The organism is Hydrogenophaga sp., from assembly GCF_030373225.1.
Lineage (GTDB): Bacteria > Pseudomonadota > Gammaproteobacteria > Burkholderiales > Burkholderiaceae_C > Hydrogenophaga.
This window is the reverse complement of record NZ_JAUCZG010000013.1, coordinates 1-17,796: the sequence shown is the minus strand read 5'-3', so window position 1 is coordinate 17,796 and position 17,796 is coordinate 1. Positions and strand designations below refer to the sequence as shown.

Here is a 17,796-nt window from a genome sequence, read left to right as displayed (position 1 = left end):
CCGCGGTCAGCGCCCCATGGCGTTGGTCAGCGCAGCGCCGGCGTCGGGCGCGCCGGCTCCCGGCGCCAGGGGCTGGCCCGGCTGCCAGGGCACGCGGCGCAGGCGCACGCGGTCATCGGGCCCGGGACTGCCGCCGATCAGCACCAGCTCGCCCTCAACCAGCCCGTCCAGCACCTCGGCGGCATCGATCGTGCGCAGGCCCAGCTTGACCGGGCGGCTGCGCGCCAGACCCTCTTCACTCACCATCACCACGGCCGAGCCGTCGGGCAGCATGGCGCGCAAGGCGGCCAGCGGCAGCACCAACGCGACGTCCCGCCGGGCGGTGTCCACCTCGACCGAGACGGTCATGTCCTCGCGCAGGAAGGCCGGAGCCGGGGCGTCCAGCGCCAGCTTGACCTCGATGGCGCCGCGCTGCGCGTCCACCGACGGCGCAATCGACAGCACGCGCGCGGCCAGCGGCTGCCCGGCGAACGCATCGGCCACCACGCGGGCGACCTGACCGGTCTGCAGCTGGTCCAGGAAACGCTCGTCCACCGGCGCCACGATCTGGGTGGGTCCGGCCAGCGCCAGTCCCAGCAAGGCCTTGCCGGGCTGCACGATCTGGCCGGGCTCGACCTCGCGCAGCAGCACCTGCGCATCGGCCGGTGCCAGCAAGGTGGTCTGTGCCAGCCGCGCCTGCGCCGCCTGGGTGGTGGCTTGTGCCACCGCCAGCTGGGCCCGGGCCTGCACCAGGTCGGACCCACTCTCTTCGTTGGCCCGCGTCTGCGCCCGCGCGCTGGTCTGCTGGGCCTGGGCCACCTCCAGCGTGCGCCTGGCCTCGTCCAGGCGCGAAGCGCTCACGAAGCCTTGCGCCACCAGCTGTTCGGTGCGTGTGAGTTCGGCCCTGGCGGCGCGCACCGTGGCTTCGGTCTGGGCCAGCGCGGCCTGGGCGGCGGTGCGCCCGGTGCTGCGCAAACCCGCCAGGCGCGCCGCGGCCTGACGCTCGGCGGCCGCGGCCTGGGTCAGCGCGGCGGTGAGTTCGTCCGACTCCAGGCGCAACAACACGTCGCCACGGCGAACGCGCGCGCCCTCTTCCACCAGCACGGCCTGCACCCGCCCGGTGATGGTGCTGCCGATCTCCACCCGCGAGAGGGTGGCCACGCGGGCCGAAAACTGCAGGCTGCGCACCAGCGGTGCCGATTGCAGCTCCACCGCATCCACCGCCGGATGACGCCAGAGCCAGCCACCCCAGAAAGCCAGCACCAGCAGCACGCCTGCTGCACCCCATCCCCAGCGTCGTTGAGCGGCAGACAGGGTCATGGCTGGAAGAGACTCAGTTGCCGGGCTGGAACAGCCCGTTGTCGGTGGTGGGCGGGGCCACGCCCAGGTGCCGGTAGGCCGCCAGCGTGGCGATGCGCCCACGCGGCGTGCGCTGCAGAAAGCCCTGCTGGATCAGGTAGGGCTCGATCACGTCTTCGATCGTGTCGCGTTCTTCGCCGATGCTGGCCGCGATGTTGTCCAGCCCCACCGGCCCGCCGTCGAACCGGTGGATCACGGCTTCGAGCAGCTTGCGGTCCATCAGGTCGAAGCCTTGCGGGTCCACGTCCAGCATGGCCAGCGCGCGGTTGGCAATGTCTTTGGTGATGTTGCCCGTGCCCTTCACGTCGGCGAAGTCGCGCACGCGGCGCAGCAGGCGGTTGGCGATGCGCGGCGTGCCGCGCGAGCGGCGCGCGATCTCGAAGCCGCCTTCTTCGTCCATGGGCGCGTTCAGCAGCCCGGCGCTGCGCTTGACGATGCGGCCCAGCTCTTCCGAGGTGTAGAACTCCAGCCGCGCCACGATGCCGAAGCGGTCGCGCAGCGGGTTGGTCAACATGCCGGCCCGGGTGGTGGCACCCACCAGGGTGAAGGGCTGCAGGTCGAGCTTGATGCTGCGCGCCGCCGGGCCTTCGCCGATCATGATGTCGATCTGGTAGTCCTCCAGCGCGGGGTAGAGGATCTCCTCGACGACCGGACTGAGCCGGTGGATCTCGTCGATGAACAGCACATCGTTGGCTTCGAGGTTGGTCAGCAGGGCGGCGAGGTCCTTGGGCTTTTCCAGCACCGGCCCGCTGGTCTGGCGCAGGTTCACGCCGAGCTCCTGCGCAATGATGTGGGACAGCGTGGTCTTGCCCAGGCCCGGCGGGCCGAACAGCAGCACGTGGTCCAGCGCTTCGTTGCGCTTCTTCGCCGCACCAATGAAGATCTCCAGCTGCTCGCGCACCTTCACCTGGCCCACGTACTCATCGAGCAGCTTGGGGCGAAGTGCGCGCTCGATCGCCTCTTCTTTCGGCGAAGCCGGCGCGGCAGACACCATGCGTGGTGCCGGGGCGAAGTCGTCGGTCTGGATGCTCATGCGTTGCTCCGCAGGGCCGCCCCAAGGAGCGACAGCCCCCGCGGGGGGCAGCGCAGTACACGAAGTGACAAGCGTGGGGGCCTCATTTCGCCAACGCTTTCAGCGCGAGCTTGATGCCCTCGCTCACACCCACGTCGGCGGGCAGGGGCTTGAGGGCCGCGGCGGCGTCCTTGTCGCTGTAGCCCAGGGCCATCAGGGCCTGCTGGATGTCGCTCTGCACATCGCTTTGCGCCGGGCCGCCACCCGTCAGGTTGAGGTCGGCACCCAGCTTGCCCTTGAGTTCGAGCAGCAGGCGCTCGGCGGTCTTCTTGCCGATGCCGGGGACCTTGACGATGCGGCCGCTGTCCTGCGCGCTGATCGCCTGGGCCAGGTCGCCCACGCTCATGCCCGAGAGCACCGAGAGCGCGGTGCGCGGACCCACGCCGCTGATCTTGATGAGCTGGCGAAAGGCCTCACGCTCGGGAGCGGTGCCGAAGCCGTAGAGAATCTGGGCGTCCTCGCGCACCACGAAATGGGTGAGCAGGGCCACCTTTTCGCCGGTGCCGGGCAGGTTGTAGAAGGTGCTCATGGGCACATCGACCTCGTAACCGACGCCGTGGCAGTCCAGCAGGATCTGGGGTGGGTTTTTCTCCAGCAGCGTGCCGGTCAACTTGCCTATCATCGGAAGATCCTTTGTCGTTCGCCGGGCCGTCCCAAGAACGACTGCACCCCCTCGGGGGGCCTGGCACAGCCAGGTTTGGGGGCTTCAATTTCAAGGAATTATCGGCTTGATTCTCAGACACACCTTCTCCCCGCCCGACAACGTCCGCATGGCTCACCTCTGCGGGCCCCTGGACAGCCACATCCGCAGCATCGAGGCCGCCTTGCAGGTCAAGGTGGCGCACCGTTTCGAGCAGTTCCGCATCGAAGGCACCAAGCCCAAGGTGAACCAGGCACTGGAGACCTTGCAGGCCATGTACGAAATGGCCAGGAAGCCGATCGCGCCCGAGCAGGTGCAGCTCATGCTCAGCGGCGACACCGCGCTGGCCGAGCCCGGGGACGGCGCGCTGGCAATGCAGACACGTCGTGGCGAGGTGCGCGGGCGCACCCCCAACCAGGCGCGCTACCTCGAGAACATGGCCACGCACGACATCACCTTCGGCATTGGTCCGGCCGGCACCGGCAAGACCTATCTGGCCGTGGCCTGCGCGGTGGATGCGCTGGAGCGCAGCGCGGTGCAGCGCATCGTGCTCACGCGTCCGGCGGTGGAAGCGGGCGAGAAGCTCGGCTTCCTGCCCGGCGACCTGGGCCAGAAGGTCGACCCTTACCTGCGCCCGCTGTACGACGCGCTCTACGACCTGATGGGCGCCGACAAGGTGCAAAAGGCCTTCGAGCGCCAGCAGATCGAGATCGCGCCGCTGGCCTTCATGCGCGGGCGCACGCTCAACCACGCCTTCGTGATCCTCGATGAGGCGCAGAACACCACGGTGGAGCAGATGAAGATGTTCCTCACCCGCATCGGCTTTGGCGCCAAGGCGGTGATCACCGGCGACGTGAGCCAGATCGACCTGCCGCGCACCGAGCTCAGCGGTCTGATCGACGCCGAGCGCGTCCTCAAGCGGGTGCAGGGGATCGCGATCACGCGCCTGTCCAGCGCCGACGTGGTGCGCCACCCGCTGGTCGCCCGCATCGTGGACGCCTATGACGCACGCACGCCGCATCTGGAAGACGCGGCCCCGGCCAAACGCGCACGCCGCAAAACCGCCTGAAAGTTGACACGTGCACACGAAACCTCTTTTGCGGGCGCTGACGCTGTGGCTGGCGTGCCTGCCGTCCATGGCTGTTGCCCAGGGCATGCCACCCCCCGCTTCTGCGGCCACACCATCGCTGGTCTTCAGCAGCCAGGCGGTGAACTACCGCTGCGACGGCGGCACCGAGATCGAGCTGGTCTATCTCAACCTGAGCAATGGCAACGCGTTCGCCGCCCTGCACTTCAACGGCCGCACGGTGATGCTGCAAGGCCGGCGCGCCACCACCGGCGTGCGCTTCATCGCACTCGACGAACAGAACAGCCTGCGCTGGTACACCCAGGGCATGAAGGGCGAGCTCAGCTTCCTGGCCGCCGACCACACGGCGCAGGAGCAGACCCTGCTGGCCAACTGCTTCGCCCAACCGGCCAAACGCTGATGTCACTGCCCAAGCTCACCCTCTCGCTGCAGTTCGGCGACCTGCCGGACGCCGCCGCCCACCGCGCTGCGCTGCCGCGCCACCGGGTGGCACGCTGCATCCGCCATGCGCTCGACGCCGATGCCGAGATCACCGTGCGCATCGTCGATGCCGACGAAGGCCGGGCGCTCAACCGCGACTACCGGGGCAAGGATCACGCCACCAACGTGCTGACCTTCGACTACGCCACCGAACCGCTGGTGATGGCCGATCTGGTGCTGTGCGCGCCGGTGGTGGCGCGCGAAGCGGCCGAGCTCAAGAAGCCGCTGGCCGAGCACTACGCGCACCTGCTGGTGCACGGCACGCTGCACGCGCAGGGCTGGGACCATGAGACCGGCGAGGCCGATGCCGAGGACATGGAAGCCCGCGAGACGGAGATTCTGGCTGGCTTGGGTCAGCCGAATCCTTACGCCTGACGGCCTTGACCCACCGCAAACCCCACCGGTCACCCTGAGCCTGTCGAAGGGCGGGCTCGGGCCGAACGGAGTCCAGCGTCAGGCGGTGATCCGCAGCGGTATCGTCACCGGGCCATCGTTGACCAGGTGCACCTTCATGTCGGCGCCGAAACGGCCGGTCTGCACCACCGGATGCGCCGCCCGCGCCGACCTCACGAAGGCTTCGTAAAGAAATTCACCGAGCACCGGTGGCGCAGCCGCCGTGAACCCGGGCCGGTTGCCGCTCTTCGTGTCGGCCGCCAGGGTGAACTGGCTCACGATCAACAAGCCCCCGGCGATGTCCTGCACGCTCAGGTTCATCTTGCCGGCGGCGTCACCGAAGATGCGCAGCTTCAGGATCTTGGCCAGCATCTTCTCGCTCACGGCCTCGGAGTCGTCGGGCTCGGCGCACAGCAGCACCAGCAGGCCCGGTCCGATCTGTCCGACCGCCTCACCTGCGATCTCCACACGGGCCTCGGCCACCCGCTGCAACAGGGCGATCATGACCGCGACCGCCCGGCCGCCCGAAGGCCGCGGTGCGCCCCCTCGGGGGGCAGCGACACACGCAGTGAGGAGCGTGGGGGCCTCATATCAGATCCTTTTCGTCGTCAAAGTGCGCTTCCACATCGCTGGGCAGCAGCTGGATGGTCGCGCGCAGCCCGGGCACCGCGCTCATCAGCGCCTGCTCCACACTGCCGCGCACGGCAGCCGCGCGGCCGAGCGACCAGCTCGCCGGCATGTGCATGTGCAGGTCGACGAAGCGCCGCTGGCCGGCCTTGCGGGTGCTCACGTGGTCGAAGCGGATGATGCTGGCCTCGCCTTCGGCCGACGCAAAGCCATCCAGCGTCTGCTGGATCGTGGCCATCACCTCGGGCTCCAGCGCCTCGTCCATGAGGCCCTGCGACGAGCGCCACATGAGGTGAAAACCTTCCTTGAGGATGTTGGCCGCCACACCCATGGCCACCACCGGGTCGAGCCAGAGCCAGCCGGTGAAATGCACCAGGGCAATGCCCAGCACCACGCCCACCGAGGTCCAGACATCGGTCACCAGATGCTTCGCATCGGCCTCGAGCGCGATCGAGCGGTGTTCCTTCGCTGCGCGAAACATGACCCAGGCCAGCAGGCCGTTGAGCGCGGAACTCACCACCGACAGCGCCAGGCCCCAGCCCACCTGCTCGATCGGCTGCGGATCGAACAGCCGGTGCCCGGCGACCCAGATGATGCCCAGCGCCGCGGCGATGATGAGGATGCCCTCGAAGCCCGAGGAGAAGTACTCGGCCTTGTGGTGGCCGTAGGGGTGGTCCTCGTCGGCCGGGCGCGCGGCGATGGTCACCATCACCAGACCGAAGATCGCGCTGGCCAGGTTCACCAGCGACTCCATCGCGTCCGACAACAGGCCGACCGAGTCGGTGATGAGCCAGGCCCCGGTCTTCAGGGCGATGGTCATGAGGGCCACCACCACCGAGGCCATGAGCAGGCGTCGGGGTGTGAGCAGGCGGGCTTGGGCAGGGGTCATGGGCTGATTGTCTTCCACCATGCTCAAGGAAATGCCGGACCGCGGCGCAGGCAGTGACAGAATGGGACGCCCGACCCCGAACATGACCATCACGCCAACCCCACCCCCAACCCCATCGACAGCCCCCGCCCAGGGCAGCTTCTGGCTCGGCGAGACCGACGTCTGGCTGCTGGCCGAAGGCCGGCACCTGCGCCCCTGGCAGAAGCTCGGGGCCCACCCCACCACCCTGGACGGACAGACCGGCACCGCCTTCGCGGTGTGGGCACCGCACGCGCGGCAGGTGGGACTGGTGGGCGACTTCAACCAATGGCGGCCACAACCGATGCGCCTGCGCCCCGAATGCGGCGTGTGGGAGTTGTTCGTGCCCGGTGCGGCGGTGGGCGACTGGTACAAGTTCGAGGTGCAGGGCAGCGACGGGCGCCATGTCTTCAAGTCCGACCCCTATGCCCGCGAGACCGAACTGCCGCCGGGCAACGCGGCCCGCGTGTGCGAACCGCTGCGCCCGCCGGCCGACCGCGGGGGTGCGGCGCACGAACGCACCGATCTGCCGATGACCATCTACGAGGTGCATGCGGGCTCGTGGCGCCGCCCGGACGGCGTGCACACCGTGCCCACCTGGGACGACCTCACCACCCACCTCGTGCCCTACGCGGTGGAACTCGGTTTCACCCACCTGGAGCTGATGCCGGTCAGCGAGCACCCGTTCTACGCTTCCTGGGGTTACCAGCCCACCGGCCTGTACGCCCCCACCGCGCGCCACGGCTCGCCCGCGTCGTTCCGTCGTTTCGTGCAGGCCGCCCACGCCGCCGGGCTGAAGCTCATCCTCGACTGGGTGCCGGCCCACTTTCCCGCCGATGAACACGCGCTGGCCCGTTTCGACGGCACGGCGCTGTACGAGCACGCCGACCCGCGCGAAGGCTTCCACCGCGACTGGAACACCCTCATCTACAACTTCGGGCGTTTCGAGGTGCGCAACTTCCTGGTCGGCAATGCGCTGTTCTGGGTCGAGCAGTACGGCGTCGACGGCCTGCGCGTGGATGCGGTGGCCTCGATGCTCTACCGCGACTACAGCCGTCCGCCCGGCGAGTGGGTGCCCAACGAACACGGCGGCCGCGAGAACCTCGAGGCCATTGCCTTCCTGCGCCAGGTGCACGAGGTGCTGCAGCAGGAAGCGCCGCGCGCCACCACCTTCGCCGAAGAATCCACCGCCTTCCCGCGCGTGACCGGTCCGGTGGCCGAGGGCGGGCTGGGCTTCGACCACAAATGGAACATGGGCTGGATGCACGACACCCTGTCGTACTTTGCCCTCGACCCGATCCACCGGCGCTGGCACCACAACAAGCTGACCTTCTCGCTGATGTACGCGCACACCGAAGACCATGTGCTGCCGCTCTCGCACGACGAGGTGGTGCACGGCAAGGGTTCGCTGCTGAACAAGATGGCGGGCGACCGCTGGCAGCAGCTGGCCAACCTGCGTGCGCTCTATGCCTGGATGTACGCCCACCCGGGCAAGAAGCTGCTCTTCATGGGCGCCGAGCTGGCCCAGCCGGGCGAGTGGAACCACGACGCCGAGTTGCCCTGGCAGCTGCTGGACGACCCGGCGCACGCCGGGGTGCAGCACCTGGTGCGCGATCTCAACCACATCTACCGCAGCGCACCGGCCCTGCACGCGCGCGACACCGACACCTACAGCTTCCAGTGGCTGGTGGTGGACGATGCAGAGCATTCGGTGCTGGCGTTCGCCCGCTACGGCCACGCGCTGGAAGACACGGTGGTGGTGGTCGCCAACCTCACCCCGATGGTGCGACACGGCTACCGGGTGGGTCTGCCCCACGGCGGCCACTGGCAGGAGCGGCTCAACACCGATTCCAGCCACTACGGCGGCAGCAACGTGGGCAACCACGGCCGGGTGCTGGCCGACGATCTGGCGCAGCACGGCCAGCGCTGGTCGGCCGCGTTGACGCTGCCCCCGCTGGCCGTTTTGTGGCTCCAGCCAGAGCCGGCATGACGCCCCCCTGCGGCTCTCCTGCGCTGGGTGCGCACCCGTGCCAGCTGGGTGGCCAGGACGGCGTGCACTTCTCGGTCTGGGCGCCCGACGCCCACGGGGTGGAGGTCTGTCTGTTCGAGGCCGGCGAAGCCGCCGAACACCGCCGCGTGGCGCTGCGGCCCGCGGGCGACGGCGTGTGGGCGGCCTTCGTGGCCGGCGTGGGCGCGGGCCAGCTCTACGGCCTGCGCGCCAGCGGCCCGTGGCGGCCCGAGGCCGGCCACCGGTTCAACCCGGCGCGCCTGCTGCTCGACCCCTGGGCGCTGGCGCTGGCGGGTGACACCGAACGCCTGGCGCTGCAGACCGGCCACCGCCGTGCCGACCCGCTGCATCCCGACCAGGCCGGCGGCGAACACCAGCCCGACCCGGCAGACAACGCAGCCCACATGCCCCGCTGCGTGGTGGTGGATGCGCAGGCCGAACTCGACGCCGGCCGGGCCATCGCTGCGCGCCCGGTCATCGCCGGCGACCGCGTGGTGATCCTCGAGGCCCATGTGAAGGCCCTCACGCGCCGGCACCCCGAGGTGCCCGACGATCAGCGCGGCAGCTACCGGGGGCTGGCCCACCCCGCCGTGGTGAAGCACCTGCAGCGCCTGGGCATCACCACCGTGTGCCTGCTGCCGGTGCACCAGCACATCAGCGAGCGCCACCTGATCGAGCGCGGCCTGAGCAACCACTGGGGCTACAACACCCTCAACGCGTTCGCACCCGATCCAGGCTACGCAGCCGCCACCGGTGGGCGGGCCCCGGCCAGCGGTGCGGAGGCCAGCGCCGTGCGTGCCGAGTTCCGCCAGATGGTCGACACGCTGCACCGCGCCGGCATCGAGGTGGTGCTCGACGTGGTCTACAACCACACGGCCGAGAGCGATCTGGACGGTCCCACGCTGAGCTGGCGCGGGCTGGGCCACGCCCGCTGGTACGCGCTGCGCGAACACGGCGTGCCGCACAACTTCAGCGGCACCGGCAACAGCCTGGCGTTCAGCGAGCCGCGCGTGCAGCAGTGGGTGCTGGACAGCCTGCGCTGGTGGGTGCAGGCCTTCGGCGTGGACGGTTTCCGCTTCGACCTCGCGGTCTCGCTGGGCCGTGACGCGGCTCTGGGCCATGCCTTCAACCCGCGCAGCGCGCTGCTCAGCGCCATGGCGCAGGACCCGGTGCTGCGCCAGGTGCGCCTGATCGCCGAGCCTTGGGACATCGGGCCCGACGGCTACCACGTCGGTGGCTTCGAGGCCGGCTGGCTGGAGTGGAACGACCGCTTCCGCGACGGCGTGCGCGCCTTCTGGCTCGGCCACCACGGCACGCGCGGCGAGCTCGCCACCCGGGTCTGCGCCAGCGGCGACCTGTTCAACGAGCCCCGGCGCCAGCGACTGCCTGCGGCCAGCGTCAACATGGTCACCGCGCACGACGGCTTCAACCTGGCCGACCTGACCGCCCACCGGCACAAGCACAACCAGGCCAACGGCGAGAACAACCGCGACGGCCATGGCCACAACCTCAGCGCCAACGGCGGGGTGGAAGGCGCCACCGACGATCCGGTGGTGCTGCACCGCCGCCGGGTCTGGCGCCGTGCCCTGCTGGCCACGCTGTTCTGCGCACAGGGCACACCGCAGCTGCTCTCGGGCGACGAACTCGGACACAGCCAGCAAGGCAACAACAACAGCTACTGTCAGGACAACCCGACCACCTGGCTGGACTGGGCCGGTGCGGACACCGAACTCACCGACTTCGTGGCCCGGCTCTCCGCCCTGAGGCAACGGCACGCCGGCCTGCGCCATGCGCGCTGGTTCACCGGCCAGGGCAGCGAGCCCGACATCGCCTGGCTCGACACCGACGCCCGGCCCATGCGTGACGAGGCGTGGCAGGCCCGCGACCGCCACACGCTCACGGCCCTGATCACCGTGGGCGAGGGCGGCGCGCCCGCGCACGAGCGACTGCTGCTGGTCTGGCACGGCGACCATGGCAGCTGCCGCCTGCAACTGCCTCCCGGCGACTGGCGCGTGCTGCTGGACAGCGCGCGCGGCTGTGCGGTGCGGCCGGGCGAGGTCGCCGACACCGTCACAGGCCAACTGGCCCTGCACGAGGCCAGCGTGTGGGTGCTGGTCCAGGGCTTGCATGCAGCCGGCGGCACGCCCGTGGCTCCCACATGAACACCGCCATGCACCCCTTTCTGTCGCGCCGCACCAGCGGCGTGTTGCTGCACATCACCAGCCTGCCCGGCCCCCACGGCTCGGGCGACCTCGGCATCGGTGCGCGCCATTTCGTCGACTGGCTGGCCTCGGCCGGGCAGTCGATGTGGCAGATCCTGCCGCTGTCGCCCGCCGGGCCGGGCAACTCGCCCTACCAGAGCGTGTCGGCCTTTGCCGGCAGCCCGCTGATGGTCGATCTCGACGACCTGGTGCAGATGGGCTGGCTGCCCTGGATGCCCAGCCAGGGCTTCGACCACCACCGCTGCGACTTCGCGCGCGTGGGCCCCTGGCGCATGGCGTGCCTGCGCAAGGCCTGGGACGGCTTCAGCCAGCGCACCAGCACCGACTGCCGCGAAGCGCTGGCCGCCTTCTGCACCGAGCACGCCCACTGGCTCGACGACTACGCCCTCTTCATGGTGCTGAGCGAACGCCACATCGGCAGCTGGCCGCAGTGGCCCGCGCCGCTGGCACAGCGCGACCCGGCGGCGCTCGACGAGGTGCGCCAGCACTCGCCCAAGGCGCTGGGTTTCTGGCAGTTCGTCCAGTGGCGCTTCTGGGTGCAGTGGCAGGCCCTGCGCACCTACGCCCGCCAGAGGGGCGTGCAGGTGGTGGGAGACGCGCCGATCTTCGTCGCGCACCACAGCGCCGACGTCTGGGCCCACACCCGGCAGTTCCTGCTGGGCGACGACTTCGAACCCGAGGTGGTGGCCGGTGTGCCACCCGACTACTTCAGCGCCACCGGCCAGCGCTGGGGCAATCCGCTCTACAACTGGCCGGTGATGGCGCAAAACGGTTACCGCTGGTGGAAGGACCGCGTCGCGCACCTGTTCCAGCAGGTCGACGTGGTGCGGCTGGACCACTTTCGCGGCTTTGAGGCGCACTGGGAAATCCCGGCCCTCGAACCCACCGCGGTGGCCGGGCGCTGGCAGGGCGGCCCGGGCCTGCCGTTTTTCACCGAGCTGCAGCGCGAACTCGGCCCGCTGGCCATCATCGCGGAAGACCTGGGCCTGATCACACCCGAGGTGACCGAGCTGCGCGAAGCCTGCGGCTTCCCGGGCATGCGCATCCTGCAGTTCGCCTTTGGCGGCGGGCCGGGCAACCCCTACCTGCCGCACAACCTGGAGCGCGACTGCGTGGCCTACACCGGCACGCACGACAACGACACCACGCTGGGCTGGTGGCGCGCGGCGTCCAGCCACGAGAAGACGGTGGCCAGGGCCTATCTGGGACCGGCGGTGGACACCGAGCCGCACTGGACGATGATCACCGCGCTCTCGCAGTCGGTGGCCAACACGCTGGTGCTGCCGTTCCAGGACGTGGTGGGTCTGGACGGCAAACACCGCATGAACACGCCCGGCCAGGCGGTGGGCTGCTGGGAATGGCGCTTCGACTGGCGCCAGATCGATCACCGCCCGGCAGAGCGTCTGCTGGCCATGACGCGGGCGCACGGTCGAATACCCTGAACCGCGACAGCGTCACCGATTCCCGTTTCAATGTGCCAGTGCGCAGCAAGACGCACCCGCCCCCACACCACCGGAGACAGACATGGAAAAGACCTCGCCCCAGCAACTGGCCCGCCGCACCGTTGCCCTGGTACTCGCCGGCGGGCGGGGCTCGCGCCTGCACGCCCTGACCGACCGACGCGCCAAGCCCGCGGTGTATTTCGGCGGCAAGTTCCGCATCGTCGACTTTGCGCTGTCCAACTGCCTCAACTCGGGCGTGCGCCGCATCGGCGTGCTCACCCAGTACAAGTCGCACAGCCTGTTGCGCCACCTGCAGCGCGGCTGGAGCTTCCTGCGCAACGAGTTCAACGAGTTCATCGACCTGCTGCCGGCCCAGCAGCGCATGGACGACGAGAGCTGGTACCTCGGCACGGCCGACGCGGTCTACCAGAACCTGGACATCCTGCGTTCGCACAAGCCCGAGTACATCCTGGTGCTCGCGGGCGACCACATCTACAAGATGGACTACGCCACCCTGATCGCCGACCACGTGGCGCTGGGGAAAAAGTGCACCGTGGCCTGCGTCGAGGTGCCGCTGGCCGAGGCCACGGCCTTCGGCGTGATGGACATCGACGCCGAGCGCAACATCGTGCAGTTCCTGGAGAAGCCGGCCAGGCCGCCGCACATGCCCGGCAACCCCGAGGTGGCACTGGCCAGCATGGGCGTGTACGTGTTCAACACCGAGCACCTGTTCGAAGCGCTCAAACGCGATGCAGACACGCCGGGCTCCAGCCGCGATTTCGGCCGGGACATCATCCCGGCCATGGTGGCCGCCGGCGACGCCGCCGCCCACCCGTTCGGCCTGTCCTGCGTGAAGAGCGCGCCCGAAGCACCGGCCTACTGGCGCGACGTGGGCACGGTGGACGCCTACTGGGCCGCCAACCTCGATCTCACCAACACCATTCCCGAACTCGACATGTACGACCGCGAATGGCCGATCTGGACCTACCAGGAACAGCTGCCGCCGGCCAAGTTCGTCTTCGACGACGACGGGCGCCGCGGCGCGGCGGTGGACTCGCTGGTCTCGGGCGGCTGCATCATCTCGGGCGCGCTGGTGCGCCGCTCGGTGCTGTTCTCGCGCGTGCGGGTGCACTCCTATGCGTCGGTGGAAGAGTCGGTCATCCTGCCCGAGGTCGACATCGGGCGGGGTTGCGAGCTGCACAAGGTGGTGATCGACAACGGCTGTGTGATTCCCCCGGGCATGAAGATCGGGGTGGACGCGGCCGACGACGAACGCCGCTTTTTCCGCACGCCCAGCGGCATCGTGCTCGTCACCCGCGAAATGCTCGAAAAACTGCAATGACCCTCAAGGTTCTCTACGTCTGCTCGGAGCTCTTCCCGCTGCTCAAGACGGGCGGACTGGCCGATGTGAGCGCCGGCCTGCCCCCGGCGCTGGTGGCCCGGGGGGCCGACGTGCGGCTGCTGCTGCCGGCCTTCCCCGGCCTGGTCGCCGGCGTCACGCCCGAGGGTCCGACCCTGCTGGTGCCGGCGGGCGGCAGCCCCGGCCTGCCAGCGGGCCTGGGTCCGCAACTGTCCACCGCCCACGGCCCCACGCCCTGGCTGCAGGCCGGCCGCATCACCGAGAGCGACATGCCGGTGTGGCTGTTGCATGCGCCCGGCCTGTACCAGCGCGCCGGCAACCCCTATCTGGACGAACACGGCCAGCCCTGGCCCGACAGCGCCGAACAGTTCGCCTGGCTGGGCTGGGCGGCCGCCCTGCTCGGCAACGGGCTGGACGCCGGCTGGCGGCCCGACGTGGTGCACGGGCACGACTGGCACACCGGTCTGGCGTTTGCCTACCTGCACGAACTCGCGCGGCCGGCCGAACCCCGGCCGGCGACCGTGTTCACCGTGCACAACCTGGCCTACCAGGGTGTCTTCGACGCCAGCCTGCGTCCCCGCCTGGGCCTGCCCGACGGGCTCTTCCATGTGCAGGGACTGGAATTCCACGGACAGATCAGCTTCATGAAGGCGGCGCTCAAGTACAGCGACGCCATCACCACCGTGAGCCCGACCTACGCACGCGAGATCACCGGCGCCGAGCAGGGCTGCGGACTCGACGGTGTGCTGCGCCAGCGCCAGGCACAGCTGCACGGCATCCTCAACGGGGTGGACGACGCGGTCTGGAACCCGCTGACCGACCCGCTGGTGCAGCCCGGCTTCGATGCCGACCACCTGCAGGGCAAGGTCCTGGCCAAGGCCCGGCTGCAGCAGCGCATGGGACTGGAACCCCGCGCCGACGCCTTGCTGTTCTCGGTGGTGAGCCGCCTGACCGAACAAAAAGGCCTGCACCTGCTGCCCGCGGTGGTGGACGACCTGGTGCAACGCGGTGGCCAGCTCGCGGTGCTGGGGTCGGGCGATGCCGCCATCGAGCAGGCGCTGCGCGACTGCGTGCGGCGCCACCCGGGCCAGGTCGCGCTGACCGTGGGCTACGACGAAGCGCTGGCGCACGGCGTCATTGCCGGGGCCGACGTGATCCTGTTGCCCTCGCGCTTCGAGCCCTGTGGACTGACCCAGCTCTACGGCCTGCGTTACGGCACCCTGCCGCTGGTGCGGGCAGTGGGTGGACTGGCCGACACCGTGGTCGACTGCAGCCTGGAGCATCTGGACGACGGCAGCGCCAACGGTTTCGTCTTTCAAGACCTCGATGTGCCCAGCCTGCTGGGCGCGTTGCGCCGGGCGTTTGCACTGCAGCGCCGGGCCGCCGATTGGCGCAGCGTTCAGCGCCATGCCATGGCGCTGCGCTTTGGCTGGCCTCGCGCGGCCAGCGACTACCTTCGCGTCTACGCCTCCGTCCTGCCGGACGCGGTCGACCCCTGATCGCCTGCACGGTTATTGCTTCAGTCTTTCAGCACCCTCCCGGACAACCCCCGCCACGCCCGATGCCATGAACCACACCGAGCCCACCTCCGAAACCGTTGCGTTCGAATACGACCAGATGGACAACAGCGTGGACGCCCTGCGCAAGTCGATCGCCAACCGGTTGATCTATTCGGTCGGCCGCGACCCGCGCTCGGCGACCCGGCGCGACTGGCTGTTTGCCCTGTTCCACGCCGTGCGCGACCGCATGATGCACCGCTGGCGCGAGACCCTGGCCACGTCGCAGGACCACGACGCCAAGCGCGTGTACTACCTGTCGATGGAATTCCTCACCGGGCGCGCGCTCACCAACGCCCTGCTCTCGGTCGGCATCCTGGACGAGGCCCGCACCGCCTGCACCCAGCTCGGCGTTGATTTCGATTCGCTGATCGACCTGGAGAGCGACGCCGGGCTGGGCAACGGTGGCCTGGGTCGGCTGGCGGCCTGTTTCCTCGACTCCATGGCCACGGTGGGCATCCCCGGCATGGGCTACGGCATCCGGTACGACTACGGCATGTTCGCGCAACGCATCGTCGATGGCCGACAGATCGAGGAGCCCGACTACTGGCTGGTCAACGGGAATCCCTGGGAATTCATGCGCCCCGAATTCAGCTACACGGTGCAGTTCGGCGGGCGGCTGCTGCAGACGGAAGGCCAGGTGCGCTGGCTGGACACCGACGACGTGATCGCCACCGCCTACGACACCGGCGTGCCCGGCCACGAACTCAGCAGCGTGGCCACCATGCGCCTGTGGACCGCACGCGCCACCAGCGGCATCAACCTCGACGCCTTCAACAAGGGCGACTACATGCGGGCGGTGGAGGCGAAGAACGAATCGGAGAACGTCTCGCGCGTGCTCTACCCCGACGACAGCACCGAGCACGGCAAGGAGCTGCGGCTGCGCCAGGAGTACTTCTTCGTCAGCGCCTCGCTGCAGGACATCGTGCGCCGCTTCCTCAAGCACCAGGGCAACTTCGCGTTGTTCGCCGACCGTGTGGCGATCCACCTCAACGACACCCACCCGGCACTGGCCGTGCCCGAGCTGATGCGCCTGCTGGTCGACGAACAGGGCCTGGACTGGGACACCGCCTGGGGCATCTGCAAACGGGTCTTCAGCTACACCAACCACACCCTCATGCAGGAGGCGCTGGAGACCTGGCCGGTGGAGATCCTGGGGCGGCTGCTGCCGCGGCACCTGCGCATCATCTACGACCTCAACGCGATCTTCCTGGCCGAGGTGCACGAGCGCTTCCCGGGCGAGAACGACCTGCTGCGCCGCGTCTCGCTGATCGACGAGCGCGGCCAGCGCCGCGTGCGCATGGCCTACCTCTCGGTGCTGGCCAGCCACAAGGTCAACGGCGTGTCGGCCCTGCACAGCCAGCTGATGGTGCAGACCATCTTTGCCGACTTCGCGCGGCTCTACCCCGAGCGCTTCTGCAACAAGACCAACGGCATCACGCCGCGGCGCTGGCTCTCGCAGGCCAACCCGCCGCTGGCTGGCCTGATCGACGCGCGCATCGGCACCAGCTGGCGGCGCAACCTCGACGAGCTGGAACAGCTGCGCCCGCTGGCCAGCGAGCCCGAATTCGTCAGCGCCTTCCAGCAAGCCAAGGCGCAGAACAAGCGCCGGCTGGCCGATCGCATCCTGGCCGAGACAGGCGTGGTGGTGAACCCGGCCAGCCTGTTCGACGTGCAGGTCAAGCGCATGCACGAGTACAAGCGCCAGCTGCTCAACGTGCTGCATGTGGTCACGCGCTACCAGCAGATCCTGGCGCACCCGCATGCCGACTGGGTGCCGCGCACCGTGGTGTTCGCCGGCAAGGCGGCTTCGGCCTACTTCATGGCCAAGCTGGTGATCAAGCTCATCAACGACGTGGCGCGCGTGGTCAACCACGACAAGCGCGTGGGCGACCGGCTCAAGGTGGTGTTCATCCCCAACTACCGGGTGTCGCTGGCCGAGGTGATCATTCCCGCCGCCGATCTCTCCGAGCAGATCTCCACCGCCGGCACCGAGGCCTCGGGCACCGGCAACATGAAGTTCGCGCTCAACGGGGCGCTGACCATCGGCACCTGGGACGGCGCCAACATCGAGATCGCCGAACACGTGGGGCTCGAGCACATCTTCATCTTCGGCCACCGCACCGAGCAGGTCGCGGCGCTGCGCGCCAGCGGCTACAACCCGCGCCGTTACTACGACCACAACTACGACCTCAAGACCGCCATCGACCGCATCGCCGAGGGCGCCTTCAGCCCCGAGGAGCCCGGACGTTTCCAGGACATCACGCGCACGCTGCTGGAGTCCGACTACTACCTGCTGCTGGCGGACTACACCGACTACCTGGCCGCGCAGCACAAGGTCGACGAGCTCTACCGCAACCCGGACGAATGGACCCGTCACGCTGTTCTGAACGTGGCCGGCATGGGCGCCTTCTCGTCGGACCGCACCATCCGCGAATACGCCAGCGAGATCTGGAACGTCAAGCCGCTGTTCCCCTGACCCCGGCCTGCGGCCGGGGCCGCGTGCCAGAATCCGCCGCATGCGGCAGCCCTGGCGTGTTTCCTGGTGGTGGGTCGTCGGCGGGGCGGTGGTCGCCCTGGCCGGCGCGACGGTCATCGCGCGCCAGTCGCTAGATGTGAAGAGTCAAGAGGTTGTTTCTTGACGAGCTGAGTCTGGACATGGGA

14 protein-coding genes are annotated in these 17,796 nt (G+C 69.3%); 9 read left to right on the top strand and 5 right to left on the bottom strand.

What is annotated here, in order from left to right; all coding sequences use genetic code 11:
* Positions 1-6: 6 nt before the first annotated feature.
* The 3 genes from QUV35_RS09235 to ruvA form a co-directional block, all read right to left on the bottom strand.
* Positions 7-1,299 (bottom strand): efflux RND transporter periplasmic adaptor subunit, encoded by a 1,293-nt coding sequence (locus tag QUV35_RS09235; RefSeq protein WP_300872965.1) that lies wholly within the window; start codon positions 1,297-1,299, stop codon positions 7-9.
* Between the two features lie 13 nt (positions 1,300-1,312).
* Positions 1,313-2,371 (bottom strand): Holliday junction branch migration DNA helicase RuvB, encoded by a 1,059-nt coding sequence (ruvB, locus tag QUV35_RS09230; RefSeq protein WP_056267842.1) that lies wholly within the window; start codon positions 2,369-2,371, stop codon positions 1,313-1,315.
* A gap of 82 nt (positions 2,372-2,453) precedes the next feature.
* A complete protein-coding gene (gene ruvA, locus QUV35_RS09225; protein ID WP_300872962.1) occupies positions 2,454-3,032 on the bottom strand; it encodes a Holliday junction branch migration protein RuvA in 579 nt (192 codons plus the stop codon).
* Positions 3,033-3,138: 106 nt separating this feature from the next.
* Between ruvA and QUV35_RS09220 the strand changes: the two genes are divergently transcribed.
* The 3 genes from QUV35_RS09220 to ybeY are packed head-to-tail and all read left to right on the top strand — an operon-like array spanning position 3,139 to position 4,992.
* Positions 3,139-4,119, top strand: a complete 981-nt coding sequence (locus QUV35_RS09220; protein ID WP_300872960.1) for a PhoH family protein — start codon at positions 3,139-3,141, stop codon at positions 4,117-4,119.
* A gap of 10 nt (positions 4,120-4,129) precedes the next feature.
* Complete coding sequence (locus tag QUV35_RS09215) at positions 4,130-4,537, top strand: MliC family protein (RefSeq protein ID WP_300872958.1); 408 nt, start codon at positions 4,130-4,132, stop codon at positions 4,535-4,537.
* The gene (gene ybeY, locus QUV35_RS09210) at positions 4,537-4,992 is read left to right on the top strand and encodes an rRNA maturation RNase YbeY (RefSeq protein ID WP_300872956.1); all 456 of its coding nucleotides are present in this window, start codon (positions 4,537-4,539) and stop codon (positions 4,990-4,992) included. The genes QUV35_RS09215 and ybeY overlap by 1 nt, the downstream gene beginning before the upstream one ends.
* 78 nt (positions 4,993-5,070) lie before the next feature.
* Here ybeY and dtd read toward each other — a convergent pair whose 3' ends face one another.
* Positions 5,071-5,514, bottom strand: coding sequence for a D-aminoacyl-tRNA deacylase (gene dtd, locus QUV35_RS09205; protein ID WP_300872954.1), 444 nt, complete (start codon positions 5,512-5,514; stop codon positions 5,071-5,073).
* A gap of 82 nt (positions 5,515-5,596) precedes the next feature.
* Positions 5,597-6,526: a cation diffusion facilitator family transporter gene (locus tag QUV35_RS09200; protein WP_300872952.1), complete on the bottom strand. Its 930-nt coding sequence runs from the start codon at positions 6,524-6,526 to the stop codon at positions 5,597-5,599.
* A gap of 82 nt (positions 6,527-6,608) precedes the next feature.
* On the opposite strand from QUV35_RS09200, the gene glgB reads away from it, so the two are divergent.
* The 6 genes from glgB (at position 6,609) to QUV35_RS09170 (ending at position 17,611) form a co-directional block, all read left to right on the top strand.
* Positions 6,609-8,534, top strand: a complete 1,926-nt coding sequence (gene glgB, locus QUV35_RS09195) for a 1,4-alpha-glucan branching protein GlgB (RefSeq protein WP_300872949.1) — start codon at positions 6,609-6,611, stop codon at positions 8,532-8,534.
* On the top strand, positions 8,531-10,714 hold the full coding sequence (gene glgX / locus QUV35_RS09190) for a glycogen debranching protein GlgX (RefSeq protein ID WP_300872947.1): 2,184 nt from the start codon (positions 8,531-8,533) through the stop codon (positions 10,712-10,714). Before glgB ends, glgX begins: the two co-directional genes overlap by 4 nt.
* The gene (malQ, locus tag QUV35_RS09185; protein WP_300872945.1) at positions 10,711-12,216 is read left to right on the top strand and encodes a 4-alpha-glucanotransferase; all 1,506 of its coding nucleotides are present in this window, start codon (positions 10,711-10,713) and stop codon (positions 12,214-12,216) included. The genes glgX and malQ overlap by 4 nt, the downstream gene beginning before the upstream one ends.
* 82 nt (positions 12,217-12,298) lie before the next feature.
* Complete coding sequence (gene glgC, locus QUV35_RS09180) at positions 12,299-13,558, top strand: glucose-1-phosphate adenylyltransferase (RefSeq protein ID WP_300872943.1); 1,260 nt, start codon at positions 12,299-12,301, stop codon at positions 13,556-13,558.
* Positions 13,555-15,075: a glycogen synthase GlgA gene (gene glgA / locus QUV35_RS09175; RefSeq protein ID WP_300872941.1), complete on the top strand. Its 1,521-nt coding sequence runs from the start codon at positions 13,555-13,557 to the stop codon at positions 15,073-15,075. The genes glgC and glgA overlap by 4 nt, the downstream gene beginning before the upstream one ends.
* Positions 15,076-15,193: 118 nt before the next feature.
* Positions 15,194-17,611, top strand: a complete 2,418-nt coding sequence (locus QUV35_RS09170) for a glycogen/starch/alpha-glucan phosphorylase (protein ID WP_300873107.1) — start codon at positions 15,194-15,196, stop codon at positions 17,609-17,611.
* Positions 17,612-17,796 lie beyond the last annotated feature (185 nt).

Excerpts from the sequence above, each read along its gene's own strand:
- QUV35_RS09235 (WP_300872965.1), bottom strand. The coding sequence starts at position 1,299 with ATGACCCTGTCTGCCGCTCAACGACGCTGGGGATGGGGTGCAGCAGGC.
- ruvB (WP_056267842.1), bottom strand. The coding sequence starts at position 2,371 with ATGAGCATCCAGACCGACGACTTCGCCCCGGCACCACGCATGGTGTCT.
- ruvA (WP_300872962.1), bottom strand. The coding sequence starts at position 3,032 with ATGATAGGCAAGTTGACCGGCACGCTGCTGGAGAAAAACCCACCCCAG.
- ybeY (WP_300872956.1), top strand. The coding sequence starts at position 4,537 with ATGTCACTGCCCAAGCTCACCCTCTCGCTGCAGTTCGGCGACCTGCCG.
- dtd (WP_300872954.1), bottom strand. The coding sequence starts at position 5,514 with ATGATCGCCCTGTTGCAGCGGGTGGCCGAGGCCCGTGTGGAGATCGCA.
- QUV35_RS09200 (WP_300872952.1), bottom strand. The coding sequence starts at position 6,526 with ATGACCCCTGCCCAAGCCCGCCTGCTCACACCCCGACGCCTGCTCATG.
- glgB (WP_300872949.1), top strand. The coding sequence starts at position 6,609 with ATGACCATCACGCCAACCCCACCCCCAACCCCATCGACAGCCCCCGCC.
- glgX (WP_300872947.1), top strand. The coding sequence starts at position 8,531 with ATGACGCCCCCCTGCGGCTCTCCTGCGCTGGGTGCGCACCCGTGCCAG.
- malQ (WP_300872945.1), top strand. The coding sequence starts at position 10,711 with ATGAACACCGCCATGCACCCCTTTCTGTCGCGCCGCACCAGCGGCGTG.
- glgC (WP_300872943.1), top strand. The coding sequence starts at position 12,299 with ATGGAAAAGACCTCGCCCCAGCAACTGGCCCGCCGCACCGTTGCCCTG.
- glgA (WP_300872941.1), top strand. The coding sequence starts at position 13,555 with ATGACCCTCAAGGTTCTCTACGTCTGCTCGGAGCTCTTCCCGCTGCTC.
- QUV35_RS09170 (WP_300873107.1), top strand. The coding sequence starts at position 15,194 with ATGGACAACAGCGTGGACGCCCTGCGCAAGTCGATCGCCAACCGGTTG.